Annotated in this window: 21 protein-coding genes and 2 pseudogenes; 10 read left to right on the top strand and 13 right to left on the bottom strand. The window is 59.5% G+C overall.

Annotation, left to right across the window (positions count from 1 at the left end; genetic code table 11):
- Positions 1-233: 233 nt before the first annotated feature.
- On the bottom strand, positions 234-470 hold the full coding sequence (locus MA07_RS27035; RefSeq protein WP_036359812.1) for a hypothetical protein: 237 nt from the start codon (positions 468-470) through the stop codon (positions 234-236).
- 147 nt (positions 471-617) lie between these two features.
- The gene (locus MA07_RS31280; protein WP_081929190.1) at positions 618-4352 is read right to left on the bottom strand and encodes an EAL domain-containing protein; all 3735 of its coding nucleotides are present in this window, start codon (positions 4350-4352) and stop codon (positions 618-620) included.
- 580 nt (positions 4353-4932) lie between these two features.
- Here MA07_RS31280 and MA07_RS27045 point away from each other — a divergent pair.
- The gene (locus tag MA07_RS27045) at positions 4933-6042 is read left to right on the top strand and encodes a hypothetical protein (protein ID WP_152569042.1); all 1110 of its coding nucleotides are present in this window, start codon (positions 4933-4935) and stop codon (positions 6040-6042) included.
- An 817-nt stretch (positions 6043-6859) separates the two neighbouring features.
- Here MA07_RS27045 and MA07_RS27060 read toward each other — a convergent pair.
- Complete coding sequence (locus tag MA07_RS27060) at positions 6860-7090, bottom strand: hypothetical protein (RefSeq protein WP_036359823.1); 231 nt, start codon at positions 7088-7090, stop codon at positions 6860-6862.
- Between the two features lie 259 nt (positions 7091-7349).
- On the opposite strand from MA07_RS27060, the gene MA07_RS27065 reads away from it, so the two are divergent.
- The 4 genes and pseudogenes from MA07_RS27065 to MA07_RS31080 all read left to right on the top strand — a co-directional run.
- Positions 7350-7892 (top strand): MucR family transcriptional regulator, encoded by a 543-nt coding sequence (locus MA07_RS27065; protein WP_052003601.1) that lies wholly within the window; start codon positions 7350-7352, stop codon positions 7890-7892.
- 204 nt (positions 7893-8096) lie between these two features.
- Positions 8097-8768, top strand: coding sequence for a transglutaminase-like cysteine peptidase (locus MA07_RS27070; protein ID WP_081929191.1), 672 nt, complete (start codon positions 8097-8099; stop codon positions 8766-8768).
- A 55-nt stretch (positions 8769-8823) separates the two neighbouring features.
- The gene (locus MA07_RS27075) at positions 8824-9309 is read left to right on the top strand and encodes a LysR substrate-binding domain-containing protein (RefSeq protein WP_081929192.1); all 486 of its coding nucleotides are present in this window, start codon (positions 8824-8826) and stop codon (positions 9307-9309) included.
- A gap of 23 nt (positions 9310-9332) precedes the next feature.
- A pseudogene (locus tag MA07_RS31080) lies at positions 9333-9486 on the top strand (IS3 family transposase); the annotation flags it as partial.
- Between the two features lie 205 nt (positions 9487-9691).
- Here MA07_RS31080 and MA07_RS27085 read toward each other — a convergent pair.
- Entirely contained in the window at positions 9692-10585 is an 894-nt protein-coding gene (locus MA07_RS27085) for a LysR family transcriptional regulator (RefSeq protein ID WP_200879438.1), read from the bottom strand.
- Between the two features lie 120 nt (positions 10586-10705).
- On the opposite strand from MA07_RS27085, the gene MA07_RS27090 reads away from it, so the two are divergent.
- Positions 10706-11440 (top strand): SDR family oxidoreductase, encoded by a 735-nt coding sequence (locus MA07_RS27090; protein WP_036359828.1) that lies wholly within the window; start codon positions 10706-10708, stop codon positions 11438-11440.
- 274 nt (positions 11441-11714) lie between these two features.
- On the opposite strand, the gene MA07_RS27095 is transcribed toward MA07_RS27090, so the two are convergent.
- Positions 11715-12725 (bottom strand): NAD(P)-dependent alcohol dehydrogenase, encoded by a 1011-nt coding sequence (locus MA07_RS27095; protein WP_036359831.1) that lies wholly within the window; start codon positions 12723-12725, stop codon positions 11715-11717.
- Between the two features lie 99 nt (positions 12726-12824).
- Here MA07_RS27095 and MA07_RS27100 point away from each other — a divergent pair, with 99 nt between their 5' ends.
- Positions 12825-13805: a LysR family transcriptional regulator gene (locus MA07_RS27100; RefSeq protein ID WP_052003603.1), complete on the top strand. Its 981-nt coding sequence runs from the start codon at positions 12825-12827 to the stop codon at positions 13803-13805.
- 8 nt (positions 13806-13813) lie between these two features.
- On the opposite strand, the gene MA07_RS27105 is transcribed toward MA07_RS27100, so the two are convergent.
- Positions 13814-14092 carry a glutathione S-transferase C-terminal domain-containing protein gene (locus MA07_RS27105; protein ID WP_280114260.1) on the bottom strand — a complete coding sequence of 93 codons (279 nt, stop codon included), beginning with the start codon at positions 14090-14092 and terminating at the stop codon, positions 13814-13816.
- 607 nt (positions 14093-14699) lie between these two features.
- Between MA07_RS27105 and MA07_RS30355 the strand changes: the two genes are divergently transcribed.
- Together MA07_RS30355 and MA07_RS27115 are read left to right on the top strand one after the other, a co-directional pair.
- The gene (locus tag MA07_RS30355; protein WP_160195511.1) at positions 14700-14864 is read left to right on the top strand and encodes a hypothetical protein; all 165 of its coding nucleotides are present in this window, start codon (positions 14700-14702) and stop codon (positions 14862-14864) included.
- Between the two features lie 513 nt (positions 14865-15377).
- Positions 15378-16265, top strand: coding sequence for a PhzF family phenazine biosynthesis protein (locus tag MA07_RS27115; RefSeq protein WP_036359833.1), 888 nt, complete (start codon positions 15378-15380; stop codon positions 16263-16265).
- A gap of 391 nt (positions 16266-16656) precedes the next feature.
- On the opposite strand, the pseudogene MA07_RS31085 reads toward MA07_RS27115, so the two are convergent.
- The 5 genes and pseudogenes from MA07_RS31085 to MA07_RS27130 form a co-directional block, all read right to left on the bottom strand.
- Positions 16657-16731: pseudogene (locus MA07_RS31085) on the bottom strand (L,D-transpeptidase); the annotation flags it as partial.
- Between the two features lie 15 nt (positions 16732-16746).
- Positions 16747-17151, bottom strand: a complete 405-nt coding sequence (locus tag MA07_RS27120) for a nuclear transport factor 2 family protein (protein ID WP_036359836.1) — start codon at positions 17149-17151, stop codon at positions 16747-16749.
- Positions 17152-17489: 338 nt separating this feature from the next.
- A complete protein-coding gene (locus MA07_RS31285) occupies positions 17490-17927 on the bottom strand; it encodes an NAD-dependent epimerase/dehydratase family protein (RefSeq protein ID WP_348270427.1) in 438 nt (145 codons plus the stop codon).
- Between the two features lie 20 nt (positions 17928-17947).
- Positions 17948-18391 (bottom strand): NAD-dependent epimerase/dehydratase family protein, encoded by a 444-nt coding sequence (locus tag MA07_RS31290; RefSeq protein ID WP_348270428.1) that lies wholly within the window; start codon positions 18389-18391, stop codon positions 17948-17950.
- Between the two features lie 9 nt (positions 18392-18400).
- The gene (locus tag MA07_RS27130; RefSeq protein WP_036359839.1) at positions 18401-18847 is read right to left on the bottom strand and encodes a hypothetical protein; all 447 of its coding nucleotides are present in this window, start codon (positions 18845-18847) and stop codon (positions 18401-18403) included.
- A gap of 98 nt (positions 18848-18945) precedes the next feature.
- On the opposite strand from MA07_RS27130, the gene MA07_RS27135 reads away from it, so the two are divergent.
- Positions 18946-19626, top strand: a complete 681-nt coding sequence (locus MA07_RS27135) for a TetR/AcrR family transcriptional regulator (RefSeq protein WP_052003607.1) — start codon at positions 18946-18948, stop codon at positions 19624-19626.
- A 514-nt stretch (positions 19627-20140) separates the two neighbouring features.
- Here MA07_RS27135 and zupT read toward each other — a convergent pair.
- Both zupT and MA07_RS27145 read right to left on the bottom strand, forming a co-directional pair.
- On the bottom strand, positions 20141-20935 hold the full coding sequence (gene zupT / locus MA07_RS27140; protein WP_036359842.1) for a zinc transporter ZupT: 795 nt from the start codon (positions 20933-20935) through the stop codon (positions 20141-20143).
- Between the two features lie 21 nt (positions 20936-20956).
- Positions 20957-21412, bottom strand: a complete 456-nt coding sequence (locus MA07_RS27145; RefSeq protein WP_052003608.1) for a hypothetical protein — start codon at positions 21410-21412, stop codon at positions 20957-20959.
- Positions 21413-21422: the final 10 nt, after the last annotated feature.

Here is a 21422-nt window from a genome sequence, read left to right on the forward strand (position 1 = left end):
TGTACGTGGTTTTGCAATTGTTCAATTTGGTTCGCCAGGATCGCTCATCGGCGGCTTCCTCCTGGACCGCCTCGGCATTGATCTGGGCATCAGAAACCCGCTGGCTCACCGTGTTGCCACTGCCACACTAGGAGCAATGGTCATTGTCCTATTGGCGCGCTTGACAAGCTGACGATTAATTTCAATGACGGCAGAAAGATCATAAGCTCAGCCTACCGGCGCACGGTCACCCGCTATCTCATCATGCCGCGCGGGAGCGGGGTAGGAGGCAGGCTGGAGGCATTGTATCCCTTGTCCCGCATCTCGTTGACCAGGGCCACAGCCCTCCGGGTGGTGAGTTCCAGCGCTTTGCTTTCGTCGGGCGACCGGTCGTAGGTGCCGTCCTTGTAGCCGCAGAACCAGCCGGGCTTAGTCGTATCCTTGTAACGGCAGTACTCGAAGGGGAACCTGTCGATGAAAATCTTGTGCATGTGACTGCCCGTCCTACCCGGTTATCAGGGGGGCTATAGCTGGGAGCCGTCCAGGAGCTTGCACGTCACTCCAACAGCCTCAGCCGCGAGACTTCATTCTTCCTCGCAGACGTAAAGGCGGCGTGAGAAGGCGTCGCCTGACCTTCTTCACCCCTCCACAACAATCAGCCGCTTTGCTGGCACTAGACGGGCTGACCAGCCTCCCAGGAAGTCCGGCACCTGCGCGGCTGCCATAGGCTTGGCATAGAGGTATCCCTGACCAGTAGCGCACCCCATCTCGCGTAGCCGCTGCGCCTGCCCGAGGGTCTCGACGCCCTCTGCCGTAACCTTCAAGTTCAGGCTGCGCCCGAGGCCGACCACCGCTGTCACGATAGCCTCATCGTCCGGGTCTTCCTCGATGTCCTGCACAAAGCTGCGATCCACCTTGATATGGTCAACCGGGAACTGCTTCAGGTGGGTCAACGAGGCATAGCCGGTGCCGAAGTCGTCGAGAGCGATCTGGACCCCTCGTGCGCGGAACTTCTCCAGAGATGAGGTTACCGCGTCGGTCCCAGCATCGAGCAGGACCTTCTCGGTGATCTCAATCTCGAAGTGCTTTGGCGGAACCTTCGCAAGGTCGAGAATACGAAGGATGTCGTCGGCCAAGCCCTGCTGGCTGAACTCGACATGGGACAGATTGATCGCCACATGCCCGAAGCTCAGACCGCTCCTCAGCCAATGCCGCATGTCTGAGGCAACTTTGCCGATCAGGCGTCTTCCAACCATCGTTGCAAGCTCGGGGTCGTCAAAGATATCGCCGAAAATACTGGGTGTGAGCAGACCTCGGGTCGGATGCTCCCAGCGCGCAAGGGCCTCAAACCCGACAATACCCTCCGTGGAGAGACAGACCTTCGGCTGGTAGAAAGGCCTGATCTGATCGAGGGAGATCGCCTCCCGCATCTCCCGTCTGAGAGTGTTTCGCTGCTCAGTCGCAGCCCGCATCTCCGGCGAGAATGTCACAACTCGGTTCCGGCCTTCTGTCTTGGCCCGATACAGCGCAAGGTCTGCATCTTTCGCCAGATCGGCAGCTTCGGCAGCATGGTTCGGGAATGCTGCAACTCCAATGCTGGCGCGGCTCGCGATCATCTGGCCTACGTACGAAACAGGTTGGCTCAGCTTTTTCGCAACGCCTTCGGCCAGTGTGGCCGCAAGTTCCAGCGAGGAACCCGCCAGCAGCACGACGAACTCATCGCCGCCAAGCCGGGCTACGGTGTCACAGTCTCTTGCCACGGCAGACAGCCGGGCAGCGGTTTCCTTCAGCAGAGCGTCTCCGGCATCATGGCCGAAGGAGTCGTTGACATCCTTGAAGTCGTCCAGGTCGATGACCATTAGGCTGAAGCTGGTGCCATGTTGCTTAGCGTCGGCAAGACCCTGCTCCAGCCTCTTCTGGGCCAGCATGCGGTTGGGCAGGCCTGTCAGGGGATCATGATTGGCGATCCGCCAGATTTCTTCCTCTGCCAGTTTCCGGTCTGTAATGTCGAATGTCACACCAACAACCCGATTAGGTCCAGCCCGCTCGCCTCGGGTTCCAAGCCATAACGCCTTGCCGCCTGGAAGCATGTAGCGGAACTCCATCGTGCCGAAGCCGCTCTCCAGGACACGAGTGAGAAACTCGTCACGTAGATGTTGATCGTCAGGATGAAACCGCTCAACGAATTCTGAGATCGGCCCAGACCCAATTCCGAGCCACTCGACCGTGTGCTGCGAGCGGGTGACATGGTTCGTTGTCAGGTCCTGCTCCCAGGCGAACATCCGACCCGCCTGGAGAGCGAGGCGCAGACGCTCCTCACTGGCGCGAAGTGCACCTTCTGCTTCTCTCCGGGCTGTGATGTCGGTGTACGTACGGACTGCGCCACCCTCAGGTAGTGGCACCGTCCTGACTTCAAGGACAGTTCCGTTGGACCGAGTCCGCTCGTAGATGCTCGGATCGGACAAAAGGCCGCCGGTTTGTGCCGACTTCAGAAGCTCGTTGTCATGAGGAGCGATATCACCCATGCGCTTCTGGAACGCTTTTAACTCCGGAACGAGGGGGCCATTTGCCAAGAACTCAGACGGCAGATCGAGGAGGCTCAGAGCGCGCTTGTTGAACACAGTAACCTTGTCAGCGGCATCCGCCATGATCAGGCCCTGGTCCATGTTCTCCAAAGTCGCTTCAATAAGCGCCGCCTTCTTGGCAAGTTCCGCTTCGGCGCGCTTGCGGTCCGTAATGTCCTGAACCGTTCCGATCTTTCGAATGGGCTGACCATTCTCATCTAGGACATCCCGGCCAAGTGCGGCAATCCATCTCTCCTCTCCAGCCCCTGGCGGAATGATGCGGAAGTGGTCCTGATAGGTTTGTGCTCCATTGGGAGAGCGTCGGGCAAACCACCTTTTGACGCGCTCGCGGTCGTCAGGATGGACGCACGGCAGGAACGTCTCAGACGTGATCGGAGAGTCTGCTATGGTTCCAAGTATATTTCGGGCCTCTGGAGTCCACTGACGTTCACCGGTGACGAGGTCGATGTCCCAGATGCCGAGAGATGTTGCTTCAATGGCAAGCCGGAGCCTTTCCTCACTGGCCCGAAGCCTGTCCTCAGCCTGCTTCCGGTCATGAACGTCGGCTAGGGTCCCGACCCATTCTCGAACACTGCCGTCCGCATTGAGCAGCGGAACGCCTCTGGCACGGACCCAGCGGTATTCCCCGCTGATGTTGCTGAGGCGAAACTCGTTCAGCAGCAAGTGGCGATTAGCACGAGCTTGATGCCAGACGGCTGTTGCCTGCTCCCGATCATCCGGGTGAACGGCACCCAACCAGCCATGTCCTTCGGACCGCTCGGGCTCCTGTCCGGTGAGTACCTTCCACTGAGGGGAACCGTGGATGATGGAGCCATCCGGCCTTGCGCGCCAGACAAGCGCGGTGCTCGCCTCGATCAAGGCGCGATAACGATTTTCGCTCTCAACGAGAGCCTCTTCGACTTTCTTCCACTCATGGATGTCCGTATTGGTTCCGTACCACCACCATGCCTGCTGGTTATCATCGTACATGGGATTCCCACGAGACAGAATCCAACGATACTCGCCCGAGTGGTGGCGCTGGCGATAACGACATTCATATGGCTCACCCGTTTGGAGAGAGTGCTGCCAGAGTGCTGCGACCTGCTCTCGGTCCTCGGGATGAATGAGGTCGGTCCAGTGGTTCGCCCCAGCGGTGCCGGGTTCAATCCCGGTAAACTCGTACCACCGTGTGTTCTTATGTTCGGAGCGCTTGTCCGGGCAAGCTGACCAGATCATCTGCGGCAGTGCATTCGTGAGGGCTGTCAGTTCTCTTCTTTGCTGCTCGAGGTCCTTGTTAATCCTTCTGAACTTAAGTTGGTCCACCACAGCACCCGCAAGAGCAACCAGGGTCTCTGTCTGAAATGGTGTAAGACCGCTTGGACGGGGCGTGTTGTCGAGGATGCAGATTGTGCCGAGGGGCAAGCCCTCGTCCGTCACAAGGGGAGCCCCGGCATAGAAGCGCACGTGCAGGTCGCCTGTGACCAGGGGATTACTGGAAAATCGAGGGTCCTGGGTCGTATCCGGGACGACGAACACATCTGACTGGAGGATGGCGTGGGCACAGATGGCTATCTCACGCGGGGTCTGCTGTAGCCCGTTCAAGCCGATCTCGCACTTGAACCACTGCCGCTTCTCATCGACGAGGGAGATGAAAGCAATGGGAGCATCGCAGACGTGGGCGGCAATCTTTGCGAGATTATCAAAGGCAGCTTCCGGCGCGGTATCGAGAATCTCAAAGCTTTGAAGAGCAGCTAGACGATCTAGCTCCACCCAGGAAGATGGGGCACTCCTGGTAACAGAAGGCGACATGAGCGTTTACCCAACCGAACAAAGTTGCTCTTACTTTGATTGGCATGATACTTTGAAATCCTGAACGGCTGACTAAGGAAATGCCGCAGTTGCGAAAGGTGCTTCAGGGGATGTTCTGTAGGCGAAAGCTGCAAATTGGATTATCAAAACGGTGGTTTGAGAGGAGAGCGGCCGTCTCGCTCGGAAATGGGATGCCAAACTTAGGTCTTCTATGTCAGATATGGTCGCATATCGCATCAGACGCCACCGAGTAATAGTTGCGTTAACGCTCGTTCGTGAGAGTCTCGATCCATCTGAGGCCATCACGGAGCCTGCCATTGGTACCATTTCCCGCAAACCGAGTTCTCCGCCCCCGCTCCGTTTCGGGCTGGCCATTGGGCATCGCCATCTATCTCGACACCCAGTATCCAAACTTCCTTTCCACGCTCCTTCTTGGATCGTTCCTCCAAAGGCAGGTTATTTTCGCAGCTTTGGCTGCCCTGGATCGAGATGGTCCTGAAAACGTCGCGTCCCGCCTTCAGTCCCTCAATCCTGTCGATGACCAGATCGCCAGAGTCCGCACGAGTGGATTGCCCGCACCTTGATGACCATCACGCGAGGGCGCGAGTTCATTCAGGGCGTGTTCGGTGAGGTCCCCGGTGGATTTCCCGGCGTGCTCACTCGGATCGGGCCTGATCCGCTTCCTGATCCTGGCCTCTACCTCATCCTGTTCAAAATGTTCGCCTCTCCGCAACACCGCGTCAGACGGGATGTTCTTCGGCAACACGGTGGGCCAACTACCGCGACCCAGATCAGGATCATTCACCGGCTCGATCCTGTCCTGGTACACAAGAACGTTCTGGAGCGCCTCCAAAGCGCCTCCGAGGCTGAGGATGCCAACGCGGCTCTTGCCCTCATCCGGAACACCGCATTGTCGGCCACGGAGGACGCAATCCGCCAGGCCATTGAGAACCTGGGGGATAAGATTGATCTTGCGACCTTCCTTAACCGCTGGCTCGCGAAGATGGACCGTCCTCCTGCCCGCCCGCTGGTCCCCGAGAACGATCCGGAGGTTGCGGTGATGACTTCCGGGGAGGCGATGGCGTCGCTCGGACGACGGTTCCGCAACTGTGCGACAACAAGGGTCGTGTACGCTGCCGTAGGTTTTGAGGTCCTACTCGAATGGAAACCCTCTCCTGGGCTCGTCGCGCAATGCCATCGCCTGACTGATGGCGGATGGGTCCTTACTGACATTCATGCCAAAGCAAACGGACGGGTGGACCCCGTCACCGCAGCAGCGTTTCGGAGCAAGTTGGCCAGTTGTGGCATTCCAGCTTTGTCTCCAGGGAGTATGCATCCCCGCACCAGCGGCATCCTGAGCCTTCTTGGAGTCGGGCACGGCGGCCTCGGAGCCAATCTCGGCTTCGAAGATGACAACGATCTCGATGAACTTGGGAGCGACTTGGAGGCATCGAGGCGGTTCGCAAAGGCAAATGCTTCAGAGCGGGGCGAAGCGCGTGGTCACCCTGTCTTCCGCCGTGTAGGTTTGGACCAGGATTGCCCACGGTGGATTGCAGAACTGGTTCGCCAGGAATCTCGCAAGCGGCTGCACCCGGATGCCAAACCTTCCCACCTGAAGGACGAGGCAACAAGCCGATTCTTGGAGATGGAAAGGACGTTTGGCGAAATATGGAAGATGCGCGGGTTCTAAGGCCGTGATCCATCCGACGAATATCAGAAGTCAGGATTCATGCTAAGCGGCTCAGCGGTTCGAGAGGCAATACGACCCGCTCGAATGATATCCGCTCGGACAGGAGCCAGTCTTCGGGATAGCATGGCGGGCATTGCGATACCCTAGACAGTAATCGCCTGACGAGTGATACCCGCTGGGGCATGTGCCGATCTTGGAAAGAGCAGGTCTCGGATCAGACGACGAGGGGATACATGCTCCGCCACTGGTGTGATAGCCGGAAGGACAGGTGCCCACCTTAGGCACGGCCTGCGCCACAGCGAGGGATGGCAGAACCAAGCAGACTGTTACGAGAAAAAATGATCTGCGCCCTGACCTCACGGTCATTCCTCCGACGAAATCCCGCCTGTAGTAGAGATAAATACCTCGAACACAAAATCGAGGTTCCTGAAATGCGCTATTATGAATTTGCCCGGCAAGCCGCCCCCATCCACTGGGTTCCTAACCTAGAAGCTTCAGCCGGTTTGAAGGCCGGCTTCGTCGATGATGCCCGTCGCGCCGCGACACCGTACGTTATCGATTGTCCAGGTCTCACAAGGGCAGCGATGGGCGATGACAAATTCGAAGATGTATTTCGGGAGGCGAGAGATTGGTGTCGCACTCATTGCACAGCCGATCATGAGATCGAGGCGATGCGAGATGGCCAGGGATGTCTGACGGGCTATAGGTTTCGGTTCGCCAGCGGGGGCGACGCGACCCTGTTCAAAACGTCGTTTTGCTGACAAACGACGTTTTGAACGCCCTCATGGGCAACCTATTGGTAGCCAATCGTCCATTATCAATCAGCAAGTTCCACTTCCATGGAGACCATGCAGTCCCACAATTCCAAAATTCGTTTTGGGTCTTGAATCCCGAAAAGCTCCTCCAGGCTCATGCCGATGTCGATGCCGAAATTGAGCAGGCGAGCGCGATCCGTCTCAAAGACATCTTCATCGGCCCATTCAGGATGAGCCTCGATCAGGACCTGCATCATGCGCCAGAACCGATGCGCATTCGAGCGACCAAACATGTGGGTCCTCCTTGGCGGGCGGGCAGCCTTCCGGATACATGACGAAAGTTTAGAACGAATAAAGGACTGGATTTTCTCACCGTAGGGGGTGTTGTTTCATGAAATTCGATCTTGCAATACTGTGCTGGATGGCATAGGTGCGGTTCAGATCACAGGTATCTGTTGTGCTGCACGAGCCGTTCCTGCTGATCTTTTGGAACATTATTCTGTTCTGCCTACCCTTGAAAATAATTCTCGTGTAGCCGAGGACAAGAAAACCATGAGCGAGAGCACAACCTCTCCGAACTACATTGAACTCTCTGCTGACATCGTGTCAGCTTACGTCAGCAACAACTCGGTTCCCGCCGCTGACCTACCCTCATTGCTTCAGTCCGTCTACGCAGCCCTAACGAAGACCGCACAGGGTCAGCAGACCGAGCCCCAGGCTGAATTGGTTCCTGCTGTCGCAGTGAAGAAGTCCGTCACTCCGGATTACATCATCTGCCTGGAGGATGGGAAGAAGTTCAAGTCGCTCAAGCGCCACCTGCGCTCCACCTACGACATGACGCCCGAGCAGTACCGCGCCAAGTGGAACCTCCCAGCCGATTACCCAATGGTTGCGCCGAACTATGCCAAGGCTCGGTCCGAGCTTGCTAGGAGCATGGGGCTGGGTCAGCAGCGCAAGAAGGCCAAGCCTCCGGTGGAGGCTGTTGCTAATGATGCCGCTCCCGCTAAGCCGAAGCGGGCTGCCGCTAAGACCGCTGCGACATCCGAGGAAGTGACTGCACCGGCTAAGGAACGCCGGACAAAGAAGGCTGCATAGTTCATCCTTCTGATCTGGATCGGCCATAGTCGCGCAGATGCTGCCTGCTACACCCGGTGCTACCAAGCGCCGGGTTTTCTATGCCTCTCTCTACGCTGCTATTCATGGGCTGCGGCTGCTATGTCGCTCCTTGTGTGCGGATGACTTTAAGAACCTGTTTACCATGATTGCTCATCGTATTGGCTCCGCGACTGGAGCCTTGCCATGGATCATGTTGATCAGGCCCTTTCCACCCATCCTGATTGGAGCATCGGCACCCGACGAAGGGCTCTGAAGGCAGCGCTGATCGGCACAGCGTTTGTGGCACTTGCAAGCGCTGCCTCTGCCGAGAGCTTGCTTCCGGTGCGAGCAAATGGCCCCATCCAAGTGATTGGTCCCGCAGGCCCGACTTATGCCTGGGTTAGGTTCTGCAAGTTCCACCCCCACGAATGTCGGGTCGATCTCACGCAGCCTGCGCACATCTCCCTTACCCCTAACACCTGGGCGGCTCTCACCCAGGTGAATGAGCAAGTAAACTCGTCGATCCTAGCCGTCACAGACCAGGATCATTGGGGTGTTATTGACCGATGGGACTATCCGGAAGATGGGCTCGGCGATTGCGAGGACATCCAGCTTCTGAAGCGCAAGCTACTGGTCCAGGCCGGGCTGCCGCACCGCGCCCTACGGATGGCAGCCGTCATCGACGATCAGGGGCAGGGTCATGCCGTGCTCATGGTCCTCACAGACCAGGGCGATCTCATTCTCGACAACAAGCGTAACGCGATCCTGCCCTGGCGGCGGACCGGCTATACCTTCATCAAGCGGGAGGGCACCAACGGCAAAGCCTGGGTCGCTCTCGGAGATCAGCCTGCACCAGTTGTCACAGCCAACCGTTAGATCGGGCCGGATGTGGCAAAGAAATGCCTGACCATGCGGGTGTGGTGAAGCGGACCTGGCACTCCGGTTAGTTCGCCCCGAGGCCGGCAACCTCACCGTGCGACGGGTCGGCGCAATGGCGCATGCACTCTATGGATCGGCGGACTATCTGAAGCGCCACCCAGCACCAGCGAATGACCCGCTCGGGGGACGCGCTGTGATCGTCTGGGATGAGGCTTACGCGAACCTGCCCGCGGCGCGATGGCCGGCAAAGGCTTGGCCCAGCGCTCCAGTTGCGCTCACAGTGTCAAGCTTATCCACTCACCTCGCCGCGGCACGCGCCGGTCTCGGGCTTGCAGTGCTGCCTTGCTTCCTGACCTCGGATGAGCCGACGCTGATCGAGGTGCTGCCGCCGTCTAGGGTGCTCGTCGAGGACCTCTGGCTCGTGACGCACGCCAACCTTGCTCACTCTGCCCGGGTACGCACAGTGAGTGACTTCGTTGCAAGAACGATTGCGAGCGCTGCCTCCGCCCTTGAGAACCGTTATCCGGCAACCGACTGACTGATCCCACACAAGCTCTAACCCTGCTTAAGCAGAACTTCACGGCCGAAGGCATGAACCAGAAATGGAACGCGGATATCTCGTCCGTGTGGACGAACGAGAGTTGGCTGTATTTGGCTGTGATCCTCGAAATGTTTGCTCGGCGGGTGATTTGGCTGGGCGGTCAGCGAGCGCCTGCACAGCGACGCGGCCACTGCGTCCTGTCACAGCCTGGCGCGCCAAGCGAAATCGGTCTCGTTAACCAGTTCCTCGGGCTTGCGGCCTGAATGATCCGTTTGACAAGGTTCGCTTTGACCTTTTCAGGTTAATGCAACAAAGCCGATTAATCCGCTAGATCACCGAATTCAGTATTGATGGTGCAGATCAACCACGCCAGTACTCATTACTGTCCAGCGATGCCGAACCCAGGCAATTTTGGGACTTTCTCGGTCATAAATTGCAGAAAAGCTTTGGTCCGGAGCGGCTGGTATCTGCGGGACGGATAGACCAGATGAAGCGCCTGGGAGGGCATCCTCCATGTTGGAAGTAGACGGACCAAATCATCGGCATCAATTAGGTCTTGGACGAGCCAGGCTGGCGCCGTCCCTAACCCCATTCCTGCCAAAAAGCACTGGCGCAGGGCGAGCGAGTTGTTGACGCTATAGCGTCCTCGGGTCGAGACCATTATTGTCTCGCCATCGTTGGAAAACTCCATCTGGCTTCCAGAGCCGATGCCGGCATAGCGGATATACTCGTGCTCTTCGAGGTCTTTGGGGCTGCGTATTTGCCTTGTGCGCTTCACATAGTCCGGCCTTGCTACTAGAACGCGCGGCGACATCGCAATGTTGCGAGCGATGACGTTCGGCGGGAGATTATCCCCAAGCCGGACAGCCACATCGATACCTTCTTCGACCATGTCGATCATGCGATCGTTGAGGATCAGTTCAACTTCGATCTGTGGGTAAATTGTGAGGAATTCGAGAAACAAGCCATTCAGGCGCAATTCGCCTAGCCCCACAGGTGCACTGATCCGCAGCATCCCCGTAAGCCGGTGGGTCTGGCCTCGCGCTTCCGCAACAGCCTCGGCATACTCCTCAATCACCCCTTTGCTTCGCGCGTAAAAGCGCCTGCCCTCTTCGGTCGGCGTTAGGCTGGTCGTCGTTCTATCGAGCAGCCGGACCCCCAAGTTTCGCTCGAGAGCAGCGATAGCCTTGCTTATCGTGGGCTGGCTGACGCGTTCCTCTCGTGCGGCGGCAGAAAAGCTCCCCAATTCGATAACGCGCGTGAACATCCGCATTGATTGGAGTGAGTCCACCTTATTCCCCATAGGCATGAGCTATATGCCATGTTAGCGCAATCAGTAATGAAGTGGAATGAGATAGGGTCGTTTGCGTAGTCATTTTTGTGAGGAAGTCGGATGACCATTCTATCCCCGACATCGCTGCATGACAGCCACGTCGTTGTGTTTGGCGGAAGCTCTGGCATCGGCTTAGCGACAGCTATAGCCGCAAAGGCTAAGGGAGCGAACATCACCATCGTCGGCAGGACACTGGAAAAGCTTCAGAGCGCCGCCGATAGTATTGGAGGTGCCCAGACAGCCATGGCCGATTTAGCGAGCAGGCAGAGCATCGAGGCTGTGTTCGATAGCATATCGCGGGTCGATCACTTGGTGATCACCGGAGGTGGCGTGCATGCAGGTAAGCTGGCGGATTCCGACCCGGGCAGGCTGCTGACTGAGGTCAACGAACATATCGCCGGATCTCTGTACGCAGTAAAGGCCGCTATCTCTCGGATTCCTCCCACTGGTTCGATTGTTCTGATGGGCGGGCAGCTTTCAGATCGTCCGTCCGGAAACGGGACCTCAGTTATGGCTTTGGCTTGCCGCGGCATAGAAGCACTTGCGCGCTCACTTGCACTCGAATTCAAACCAATCCGCGTCAACGTGATCTCGCCAGGCTTCGTTGATACCCCTCTGTACGATGCTTTCGGAAAAGAAGGCCGCGCAGCGTTATTGGCGCAGGCTGCAGATGTTCTGCCAGTCGGGCGCATTGGCCGTCCGGATGAAATCGCAGATGCGATCATCTTCCTTCTCACCAATGGCTACATGAATTGTGAAGTCTTGCATATCGATGGCGGCGGGCGTTTCGTCTGAGTTCTGCGTTCCTCAAGGATGTGGGGAGCCACAACGTGCGCCGGAAACATCATATTCCGGCGACCTGTAGGGTGATAAGCGATAGGGTGCCGCTCATCACCCTAATATAGATCCTTGCGGTCGCAGAGCATCTGAATATCCGACATGCCGCCAGCGACCTCAGAGTTGCGCAGTCGATCGTCAGCGGTACTCCTGTTCCTAAAGGGCGGGTCGCGCCGGCGAGAGGCGTCGGGCGAAGCCTCTGTCTCGCCGGCGGACGCGGCCAGTACCGCGATCAGAGCCTGTCCCCCAGTGTGATCGCGATCTTGCCGAAGTGACCGGCGCGCGACAGCATCGCATATGCGCCAGCCGCGTCATCGAATTCATGGACTTGGTCAACCACTGGGCGGATCCTAGCGGTGTTGATGGCCCGGACGGCCTCTCGCAGGTCCGCCACCGATCCGGTGTTGCTGCCGACAACCCTCAGCATCTTCAGGATGATGGGGAACAGCGAGGTCTTGAGTTCGTCGCCGCTGAGAAAACCGACCACGAAGACGGTGCCCTCCGCGGCGGCGGCATTGAGGGAGCGCGCAAACGTCTTGGCGCCGCCGGTCTCTACCACTAGATCGGCACCCACCCCGCCCGTCAGTTCCAGAACCCGCAGGTCCCAGTCCGGGTTTGATGCGTAATTGATCGTCTCATCAGCCCCAAGTGCCTTCGCCCGCTCCAGCTTCTCGTTGGACGAGGAGGTGATGATCACCCGTGCGCCTGATGCCTTGGCGAATTGTAAGGCAAACAGGCTTACGCCACCGGTGCCGAGCAGAAGCACCGTGCTCCCCGGGCGCACCACCGCCGTCCGAACGGCCCTCCATGCGGTGGTCGCCGCAATCGGAAGGGTAGCAGCCTCGGTGAAGGAGAGATGCTGAGGCATCGGCACGAGGCTCGCTGCGGGGACAACAGTGTAGTCGGCAAGTGACCCCGGCATGGTGATGCCGCGCATCCGCCGGCTGGTATACGTCGGGAGAGGTCCAGCGGACCAGTCTGGCAGGAAGTGCGGGATAACGCGATCTCCTACAGCCAGACCGGTCACATCAGGGCCGGTCTCTACCACTTCCCCGGCGCCGTCTGCCACGGGGATAAGCGGCAAGGTTGCGGGGAAGGCCCCGGTCGCCACCGCAAGGTCGACATAATTCAGGCTCGCGGCCCGCAGGCGGACGAGAACCTCACCAGCCCCGGGGCGGGGCTGCGGAACATCGACCACACGCAGGGCGTCAAGGCTCGGAGCTTCAAGGTGATAGGCACGCATCGGAAACAATCCTCGGTATCGGTTGAGCGATGTCCATGAAGCTAGCCGCTTGCAGCTTGGCCTTTAATCCGGTTCCTGTGCATGATATTGCTGCATACCATGCACGAATTGAGCGATCAGGGTCTGGAAGAGATGGCCGCCCTTCTGGCGGTCCTGGACAACGGCGGCTTCGCACCCGCCGCTCGGGTTCTTGGGCGTGATCCGTCAGTTCTATCGCGCCGGGTCTCAGCGCTTGAGCGGCGGCTTGGAGTCCGGCTGCTGGAACGCACGACGCGGCGGGTCACACCGACGGAAGCGGGGCGCCGTTTCGCTGATCGGACGCGGGTGGCCTTGACGCTGCTGGCCGATGCCGAGCGGGAAGCCGCAGACGCCGGTGCCGCTCCCCAGGGTACCCTCCGGCTGTCCCTGCCGGAGGCTTTCGGCCGGTTGTGGATCGCGCCACTGCTGCCTGACTTCCTTGCTGCCTATCCCCGTGTGCGGGTCGAGGCTTTCTACAGCGACCGCTTCGTCGATCTGGTGGGTGAGGGCATCGACCTCGCAATTCGCATCGGCCGGCTTTCCGACAGCTCGCTCGTCGCGCGTAAGCTGGGGGTTGAGAGACGACTGATCTGTGCTGCTCCCTCTTACCTCGCTGCTCGGGGAACCCCGCAGATGCCCACCGATCTTGCTGCGCACGATGGTCTGCTCTTTGCCCTGTTCGATTCGCCTTCGGAATGGCACTTCAACCGGGCGCGCGAGCATGCGCGGGTGCGGGTATCCGGTCCTCTGCTAACCGACAACGCCGAAAGTCTCGTCCATGCAGCGGTGGCCGGAAAAGGCATCCTAATGTGTTCGGAGTGGCTGGTCGGCCGGGAACTGACCAGCGGGCGCCTAGTCCGGCTGCTGCCGGACTGGGCCGTCGGTGGGAATACCGGCGGCGAGGCCGCCATCCATCTGGTCCGGCCATCCGGGCGTTTCACGGCCGGCAAGACCCGTGCCTTCGCTGACTGGGTCGCTGCACGGCTGTCGCCGCTGCCTTGGGATCCGCCAGTCCAGGAACCGAGTGACCGCCGCGTTAATCGCGCGAACACGATGCCATGATGGAAGCCCTAAGGCTCTCCGTCGCGGCCGTACTGGCGGAAGCCCGGGCGCTCGCACAGCCGCTCATAATAGCGGCTGATGTTGGACAGGGGCGGGTGCTCCTGGAGCGATCGCAAACGATGAATCGACAGGCCGGTCGGAATATCGACGAGCGTGAACGTGTCGCCGCACATGTAGCCGCCTGAGCCGGCCAGATGCGCATCGATCACGGCAAGCATGCGAGAGCACGTCGCGAGTGAGCGCCGAATCGCCTCCGGGTCCCGGTGGTCGGGGTTCTTCCGGATCAATCCCTGGAAGGCGACCCACCAAGCATTGTTGAGGTCCGCCTCGCCGATCTCCCGACCATCTTTGCCAGCCGCTTGGTTCTCGGTGTCGCTGTGGCGCTCATCATGACGGCACAGACCGCGCTCATCGGCGACTACTTCACCAGTGACGACCGGAGCGCGTTATCAGGACTTCAGATATCTGCTCGGAACTTCGGCGGGCTCGCCTTCATCTCGCTCGCTGGATGGTTCGCAGCGATGTCGCCGCGACTGCCATTCGCGATCTATGCAGTCCTCGCGGCTTTCCTGCCATTAATGTGGAAGGTGATCACGGACCCATCACCGACAACGCCCACTCCTGGTGCTAGGGCGTTGGGCAGCCCCCAGAGCGTTCATCATGGGGCTTCGTCTTTGCTTTGCTCGTGCTACTCCAGGCTGTAACGAACATGATCTTTTTCGTCATGCCGACCCAGTTGTCATTTTTCTTCGAAGCGGCAGGCTACGATAGCCCGGTGTTGACTGGCTCGGCGCTCGGCATCCTGATGCTCTCCGGCGGCAGCCCGCGCTGCTATATGGCCGGGCCCAGGGGGCAACCGGCTACGGCGGCGTCTTCGCTCTGGGCTATGGTGCGATGGCGCTTGGTTTCGCGTTGCTGGCCCTTGCGGCGACACCTCTGACCTGGTTCGTGGCAGCCGCTGCCATCGGTGCAGGCTATGCCTTAGTGTCGCCAAGCTTCGTGACCCTTGCCTTGGGGTTGCTTCGCCCCGGCGGAGAGGGCTGGCTGGCGGTGTCCTGACCGCTTCCGTGTTCATCGGCCAGTTCTGTTCGCCCCTCCTGAGCACACCATTGATCGCGACATACGGTCATGAGGGACCCTTCCGCAGCACTGCCTTGCTGCTTGTTGCGACGGCCGTTGGGGCTGGCTTGAAGGCCTGCGCGACAGGACTGCATGCATCAAAAGGCTGGGTCCAAACGACGGAGTAGCGGCACACGCAGGAACAAGGATTGGATCCCGAACCGAACTGTAGGAGAGGTGCCTCTTCGCCCTTCTGGGACTATGCCCAAGGGTGGCTTTGCCCACCGAAACGGACTTTCGAGGAGGGTACGAGGCCATCAGCGCCTGATCCAGTGCAGACTTGCGGGGCGGATGTCCAGGAGCTCTACACGTTGCAACACCAGAGACAGAAAGCCGTTCAGGTCAGGGCCGACAATCAGCAACGGTGATCAGTCGCATTCCATCACTGCATTGGTTCTCAGTTGATTCCGCTGGTAGGAAAAGGCCGAGTCCAATCATCCTTCGGAGCCTGCTGTGCCCCGCTTCCCGTACGAGACTGTAGACGTCTTCACCGACCGCGCCTTCGGCGGCAATCCGCTGGCAGTATTCACGGATGCGCGTGGACTGTCCGACACGCAGATGCAGGCGCTCGCGGCGGAGATGAACTACAGCGAGACAACGTTCGTCCTGCCATCCGCGGATCCGGCCAATGATGCCTGCGTGCGCATCTTCCATCGCACGGCCGAGATGCCCTTCGCCGGCCATCCCAATGTCGGTACGGCCTTTGTGCTGGCGTGCCACGGCCGCGACCGCGACGGCGTGCTGCGGTTCGAGCAGAAGGCCGGACTGGTCGAAATCACTGTGGAGCGCGATGCGGCTGGAGCGGTGACAGGGGCAGTGATTGCGGCGCCGCAGGCCTTGTCCCTCGGTATGGAGTTGCCGATCGACGAGATCGCCACCTGCGTCGGGCTTTCACGGGATGATATCGCTACATCAGCCCACAAGCCGGTGCACGCCTCAGTCGGTGTCAAGTTCGTGCTGATGCAGATCAGGCCGGACGCTCTTGCCAGAGCGACGCCTGATCTCGCTGCTTTTCGCAAGCTCGTGCGGCTGCATGGCGAGCTGGCCGGACGCTTGTCCCTGTTCCTCTATGCGCGTGACGGTGACACGATTCGAGCCCGGATGTTCGCCCCACTTGCGGGCACCTGGGAAGATCCGGCCACGGGCAGCGCCAGCGCTGCGCTTGGTGCGCTGCTGCTCTCGCTCGATGGTGGTGACAAGGCCGCCTTCAGCATTATACAGGGCGTCGAGATAGGCCGGCCGAGCGCGCTCAAGGTGATGTCATGGCGCGCCGAGGACGGCTATCGCTCGCGGGTCGGTGGCAGTTGCACCCCGATGTTCCGGGGCGAAGCGCTGCTCTAGATGACCCGGTGCGCCAAGAGCGTCTCTCCGTGACATACAACCGGAATCAGGCAAGGGCCGCTTCTAACATGGGGCGGAAGTAGACTGGAGTTCAGCTTCCGGGAGTGACACCGGACGCTCATGAACGAGCGCCAATTTCCTTGTCCGACCCGACTGAGACTTCTAACCGGCAAACCGGGATGGATCGGTAGGCGGGCTCGTAGAGGGCCGCAGGAGTGCCATGCCTTCTGCGGGCGGAGTGAAGATCGCAGTAGAGCCGAAAGTGTTCAGGATCTCCGAGCCAGTCTACGCTCCATCCCTGTTTCTGAAAAATCGTACCGTGCAGAGATGCGCTATAGATCATGCCGAGAAGTGCAATCTGCAGTATAGCTTGTGCGATGCAGAGAAATTGCTATGCCGGCAGCACGACCACCTTCTCCTTAACCGGCACACGCGCATATAGCGGGATCATGTTCTGACTGAGGAGATCGAAGGATTTTACCTATCGGATGGCCGTTGCTTGCGACCAGACGACCATCCAATGTCCACCACGATCCTCATAGGTGTCGGTGTGCCAGTAGCCACTGAGGGGAACTTTGTGCCCGTCGAAGACCACTTCGAGCTGAGCGCGATACCGAAGAACCGCAACCCCGTCGTAGAGCCGCACGGCGATGTCGCCTGGCTGCCATGTCACGTACTTGAGCTGCCCGGAGGCGATGGAACCCAAATAGTCCTGCTTTGAAAGGGCCACGCCAATCGGTGTTATCAGCTGGAAGTCTGGAGCATGAAAGTATTGTGCCTGATCTATATCGGCGCTGACCAGGGCGCGAAGCCTGGCACGTTCCGTTTCCCGCAGAAGATCGGCGTTGCTGGCCAGTGCGGACACGCTGGTGGTCGGGATTGTCATGTGGTTCTCCAATTGCAAAAGTGGATCGCTTGATTTCTGTTGGAAGCGGCAGGTCAAGCGTGCTGGTTCGGCCTCATGGCGGGCACCAATCCAGGGTCGATGAGGCTTTGTGCACTGGCACGGATACACTCCTCGTCGGGTCGCGAGCTCCAGTTCAGTTTACGCCTTGCTTTTGCTGGGCGGACGCTCAGATCCCGACCGAGTTCGTGAACGATCTTTCGTGCGTTGGGATCCTCCTTTGCCATGTCTCTGATGACATCATCGGGGACCTCACGGGTCGGCAGCCGGGAAGCATGGTCGGGGAAGGCACGCGCAAGAACCGCCACCAACTCCTCGAGCTAGAACAACCCGCCGCCGGTAATCAAGCGTTGGCTGCCAGCCCCTGGATTTGTCATCGGTCGAATGTGGGCATCCGCAGCATCGCGCACATCCACAACGTAAAAGCCAAAGCGCGGGCTGCCCTCGAAGTGCCCCGACATCAGGTGGTGGATCAAACTAACAGATGTCCCAAACTTCTTACTGAGCAAAGGCCCGGGAATCACGCTCGGATTTATGACAGCGAGGTCGAGCCCGACGTCCCGCGCAAAGGCCAAAGCAGCCTGTTCGGTCAGCGTCTTCGACTTGTAATAGGGGGTCGCACGGGGGCTCTCCTGGTCGGTCCAATTCTCCTCGATGTAAGGTGCCTGGCCGTCGCCATGGTTCGTGGCTGCCACCGAAGATATCATGACGACACGCCTGACCCGCGCCTGGCTTGCCGCGCGGAGCACTCGCAACACACCATCACGGGCCGTGCGGATCAGCTCACGCTCATCCTCTGGAACCCTGGCGGGAAGGACGACGCCGTATGAATGACATATCGACAATCCTTGACGGCGGCAGCCCAGCCATCATCGCTGTCAAGATCGGCCCGCACAAAACTGAGTTTCTCCGCAACATCACTATGACTATGGGATCCAAGTTCGTCACGTATCGCATCGCTCTCACCGACGTGCCGCAGGCTGCCCCGAAACTGATACCCTTGCTCGAGCAATTGCAAAGCGATGTGGCCAGCAAGAAATCCGCCAATGCCTGTCACCAGAACAGTCAGATTTCTAGGATCGTCATCGAGCGCAATGTTCATCGGATATCCTTGCGGCCGCGTCCGCGGCGGCTCCCAAAAATGAAACAGGGAGTGATTGAGACGAGGTCGGCTTCGCCATGCAGGATGCCTGATCAAAGGCGCAATCATGTCGTCCGGCATCCAATCGGCTTACTTCGTCGTGACGGTCACCAAGGCGGTCACCGGCTTGCCGTCCACCAGAACAGGCTTGTGGTGATCATCGGCAAGAAGAACGCCGATTACATGCTGACCGGCAGCCTTCGGGCAATGGCCGAAGCGGGCCTTGATGAGGTTGCCCCCGAAGTCGCTGTTCATGCTGTTGTATGGCTTGCCTGGGATGTTGCACGTGTCCCCGTCCGGATCGATCTTCATATGCACATGGCCGCATTGTCGGTTCGTGCCGCACTGGCCTGCGGGCAGCAGTGCGAAGTTGCTCCTCACCACAACGCCGATCGCCTTTTCAGGGTCATTCCCAAGATCAACGGCTGAACCGGGCTGTGGCCAGACAATCTCCAAGGTAGGCCGATCTTCAGCTTGAGCGAGCCCGAGCGGCGATGCCAGAAGAGCAAAAGTGATCATCAAGGCAGAGCGAAACATGTGGATCTCCATCTATGGTGTAATCACTGATTACATGCGAGAGGGGCCGGGTCAACAAAATAATCGCTGATTACATTTAAGCGTGCTATGTGTCAGAAATGGCCAAGAAATCCGTCACTAGCGCAGGCGAAAAGCCCAAGCCCTACCACCACGGCAACTTGGTCGAGGCGCTCATTGCGGCGACTGTCGAACTCATCGAGGAACGCGGGGTCGAGCAACTGTCCGTGCGCGAAGTGGCAAAACGCGCCGGCGTTTCACCCGGAGCGCCGTTCCGGCATTTCCGATCGAAAACGGCGCTCCTGACTGCTGTCGCCGAACAGGCGATGGATCGGCTCACGGCATCAGTCGCCAGAGCCGTGTCGGACGTCGACAACGCTGATCCCGCAGCCGCGTTCGAAGCGATCGGACACGGCTATCTCGAATGGGCGCTGGCCAATCCTACACATTTCCAGATCATCAGCTCCCGCACCTTGATCGACTTCGAAGCGTCCTCAAGCCTGCTCGACCAGAACAGGGCCATTCGTGAGACAATGGTTGAGCTGTTGACCCAAGCCCAACACCAGGGCCGGCTTGCCTCAGATGTTGACCTGGAACAACTTGTTCTCGCCGCCCGCGCCTTTGTCTATGGATTGGCACGTATGGCCATCGATGGTCACTTTCCGGAGTGGCATCCGTCCGAACCGCCTGCCATCGCGGTACGCAGGGCTCTGTGTCTCTTCATGAGCCAGATGATCGTTCCGCCAAAGCGTGATCTCGCGGAGCCCGAGAAGCCTCTATAAAGGACTCTCCACCAGCGAGAGCTCATCGGAAGATCCACCAACGCAGTCACGGTCTATTTGGCTCGTTGGGCGATCCAATGATACTTGCCGCTTTCGGCATGCACACTCGATCAACGTTCTCGGCGATAGTGCCCAATACGAGAGTACGCAGGCAACCTAGACGCTTGATGACTTGGTTCACAATGTCGGCCAGTCGGTCGCTGGTGCCCTCCAACCGGTTTTGGCTTGTACGGGTGAAGGTCTGCAAGTGGCACGTTTGCGACGTAGACCGAACTTCCGCTTTGGACAGGAACACCAACCGTTCCTGTCAATGGACGAATTTTGCTACCTGACCCGGTGCAGACCTTCGGTCGGTGGTTCCGGTTCAAAGTCGGTATGATCCCGACGCTGGCCGCCTGCTCGGCCGCTGGCGTTGCCCTCTACCTGCTCACGGTGATTGCCGGACTGGAGGCCTTCAGGAATGTTCAGGGAGACATGGGTCGTCCCTTGAGGAGCTGCCAGTCGCCTCGACCAACTATCGCAGCAGGACCAGGCTGAGCGCAATCACCGCCATTCCGGCCACCATGCCATAGGCCGTCTCACGGCCCTGCGCATAGCGCTTGGCCGCCGGGAGCAACTCCTCCAGGGCGAGGAACACCATCGTCCCGGCCAGGACGCCAAACACAATGCCGAAGGTGGCCGGGGACATCAGTGGCGGCAACGCCACATAGCCAAGAACAGCACCAAGTGGCTTGGCAAGGCCGGACACCAGGGACGCCAGGAGTGCCTTTGAGCGGCTTCCGGTCGCGTAGTACACCGGAACGGCGACCGAGATGCCCTCCGGAATGTTGTGGAGGGCAATCGCGACGGCGAGGGAGGCTCCAACCGCAGGATCGTCCAGAGTTGCGAAGAAGGTGGCGAGCCCCTCGGGGAGATTATGGGCCGTGATGGCCGCCGCCGTGAGTAGGCTCATCCGGGCGATGGTGGTCTTGTCCCGCATGGTGGCGGCTGCGACGTCCGGATGCGGATTGGGAACGAGGCGGTCAAGCAGCACCAGCAGACCAATTCCGGCGAAGAATGCCAGGGCTGTCCAGGCATAGCCGGCCTTGGGGCCATAAACCTCGCCCAGCGAGGCAGCGGACTTTGGAAAGATCTCGAGGAGCGAGATGTACACCATGGCACCACCCGCGAAGGCCAGCGCCAGCGCGAGATGATGCGAGTTTGTCTTGTCCATTCTCAGGACAAACAGGCTGCCCAGCACTGTGGCGAGACCCGCCCTGGCGCAGACCCCAAGCGCAACCAGCACCTCCGGCGTGAACAGACCGGGCATCCTAACTGAGCCCGACGCCTGTCAAAGCTCGTCCTCCTGGCCCGGCTTTGCGCTGTCGGACGCCTGCGCGTCCTTCACGGTGATTCTGACCGTGTGGCTCTCCACCTTGCCGCTGGCGGACCGAACCTCATAGGCCACCTCGTCGGTTCCCTTGTAGGCAGTTTTCGCCTTGTAGAAGATGCCTTGTGCGGTCGCCTCCAACTTCGGACAGCGGGTGATCCGGCCCGCCTTGAGCTTCCCGCTGCGCACGTTCAGCTCGCCATTCTTCGGCGCGGTCAACACCCGGATCGTCGGCAGCGGCCCGGACGTGCAGTCCTTCCCTACGTTGCCGTAGACCCCAAGACGCTCCTGCTTCCCGGCGGCCACCTCGGCACTGCGGAAGGCACTGTTGCTCTGAGCCCAAGCGACGCCGTCAGGCACAGTAAGCGTGCCGGCACCGACCGCAGCCGCAACGACGAGGGACTTCACGGGGATCATTCAGAACTCC

The organism is Microvirga sp. BSC39, from assembly GCF_000739015.1.
Taxonomy (GTDB): domain Bacteria; phylum Pseudomonadota; class Alphaproteobacteria; order Rhizobiales; family Beijerinckiaceae; genus Microvirga.

What these genes read in the sequence shown, in the direction of transcription:
- MA07_RS27060 (WP_036359823.1), bottom strand. Translation starts at nt 7,090, where the DNA reads ATGTTTGGTCGCTCGAATGCGCATCGGTTCTGGCGCATGATGCAGGTC.
- MA07_RS27085 (WP_200879438.1), bottom strand. Translation starts at nt 10,585, where the DNA reads ATGCGGATGTTCACGCGCGTTATCGAATTGGGGAGCTTTTCTGCCGCC.
- MA07_RS27120 (WP_036359836.1), bottom strand. Translation starts at nt 17,151, where the DNA reads ATGACAATCCCGACCACCAGCGTGTCCGCACTGGCCAGCAACGCCGAT.
- MA07_RS27070 (WP_081929191.1), top strand. Translation starts at nt 8,097, where the DNA reads ATGGATCATGTTGATCAGGCCCTTTCCACCCATCCTGATTGGAGCATC.
- MA07_RS30355 (WP_160195511.1), top strand. Translation starts at nt 14,700, where the DNA reads ATGGCGCTTGGTTTCGCGTTGCTGGCCCTTGCGGCGACACCTCTGACC.
- MA07_RS27095 (WP_036359831.1), bottom strand. Translation starts at nt 12,725, where the DNA reads ATGCGTGCCTATCACCTTGAAGCTCCGAGCCTTGACGCCCTGCGTGTG.
- MA07_RS27135 (WP_052003607.1), top strand. Translation starts at nt 18,946, where the DNA reads ATGGCCAAGAAATCCGTCACTAGCGCAGGCGAAAAGCCCAAGCCCTAC.
- MA07_RS27090 (WP_036359828.1), top strand. Translation starts at nt 10,706, where the DNA reads ATGACCATTCTATCCCCGACATCGCTGCATGACAGCCACGTCGTTGTG.
- MA07_RS31280 (WP_081929190.1), bottom strand. Translation starts at nt 4,352, where the DNA reads ATGTCGCCTTCTGTTACCAGGAGTGCCCCATCTTCCTGGGTGGAGCTA.
- MA07_RS31290 (WP_348270428.1), bottom strand. Translation starts at nt 18,391, where the DNA reads ATGCCGGACGACATGATTGCGCCTTTGATCAGGCATCCTGCATGGCGA.
- MA07_RS27065 (WP_052003601.1), top strand. Translation starts at nt 7,350, where the DNA reads ATGAGCGAGAGCACAACCTCTCCGAACTACATTGAACTCTCTGCTGAC.
- MA07_RS27145 (WP_052003608.1), bottom strand. Translation starts at nt 21,412, where the DNA reads ATGATCCCCGTGAAGTCCCTCGTCGTTGCGGCTGCGGTCGGTGCCGGC.
- MA07_RS27130 (WP_036359839.1), bottom strand. Translation starts at nt 18,847, where the DNA reads ATGTTTCGCTCTGCCTTGATGATCACTTTTGCTCTTCTGGCATCGCCG.
- MA07_RS27100 (WP_052003603.1), top strand. Translation starts at nt 12,825, where the DNA reads ATGCACGAATTGAGCGATCAGGGTCTGGAAGAGATGGCCGCCCTTCTG.
- MA07_RS27035 (WP_036359812.1), bottom strand. Translation starts at nt 470, where the DNA reads ATGCACAAGATTTTCATCGACAGGTTCCCCTTCGAGTACTGCCGTTAC.
- zupT (WP_036359842.1), bottom strand. Translation starts at nt 20,935, where the DNA reads ATGCCCGGTCTGTTCACGCCGGAGGTGCTGGTTGCGCTTGGGGTCTGC.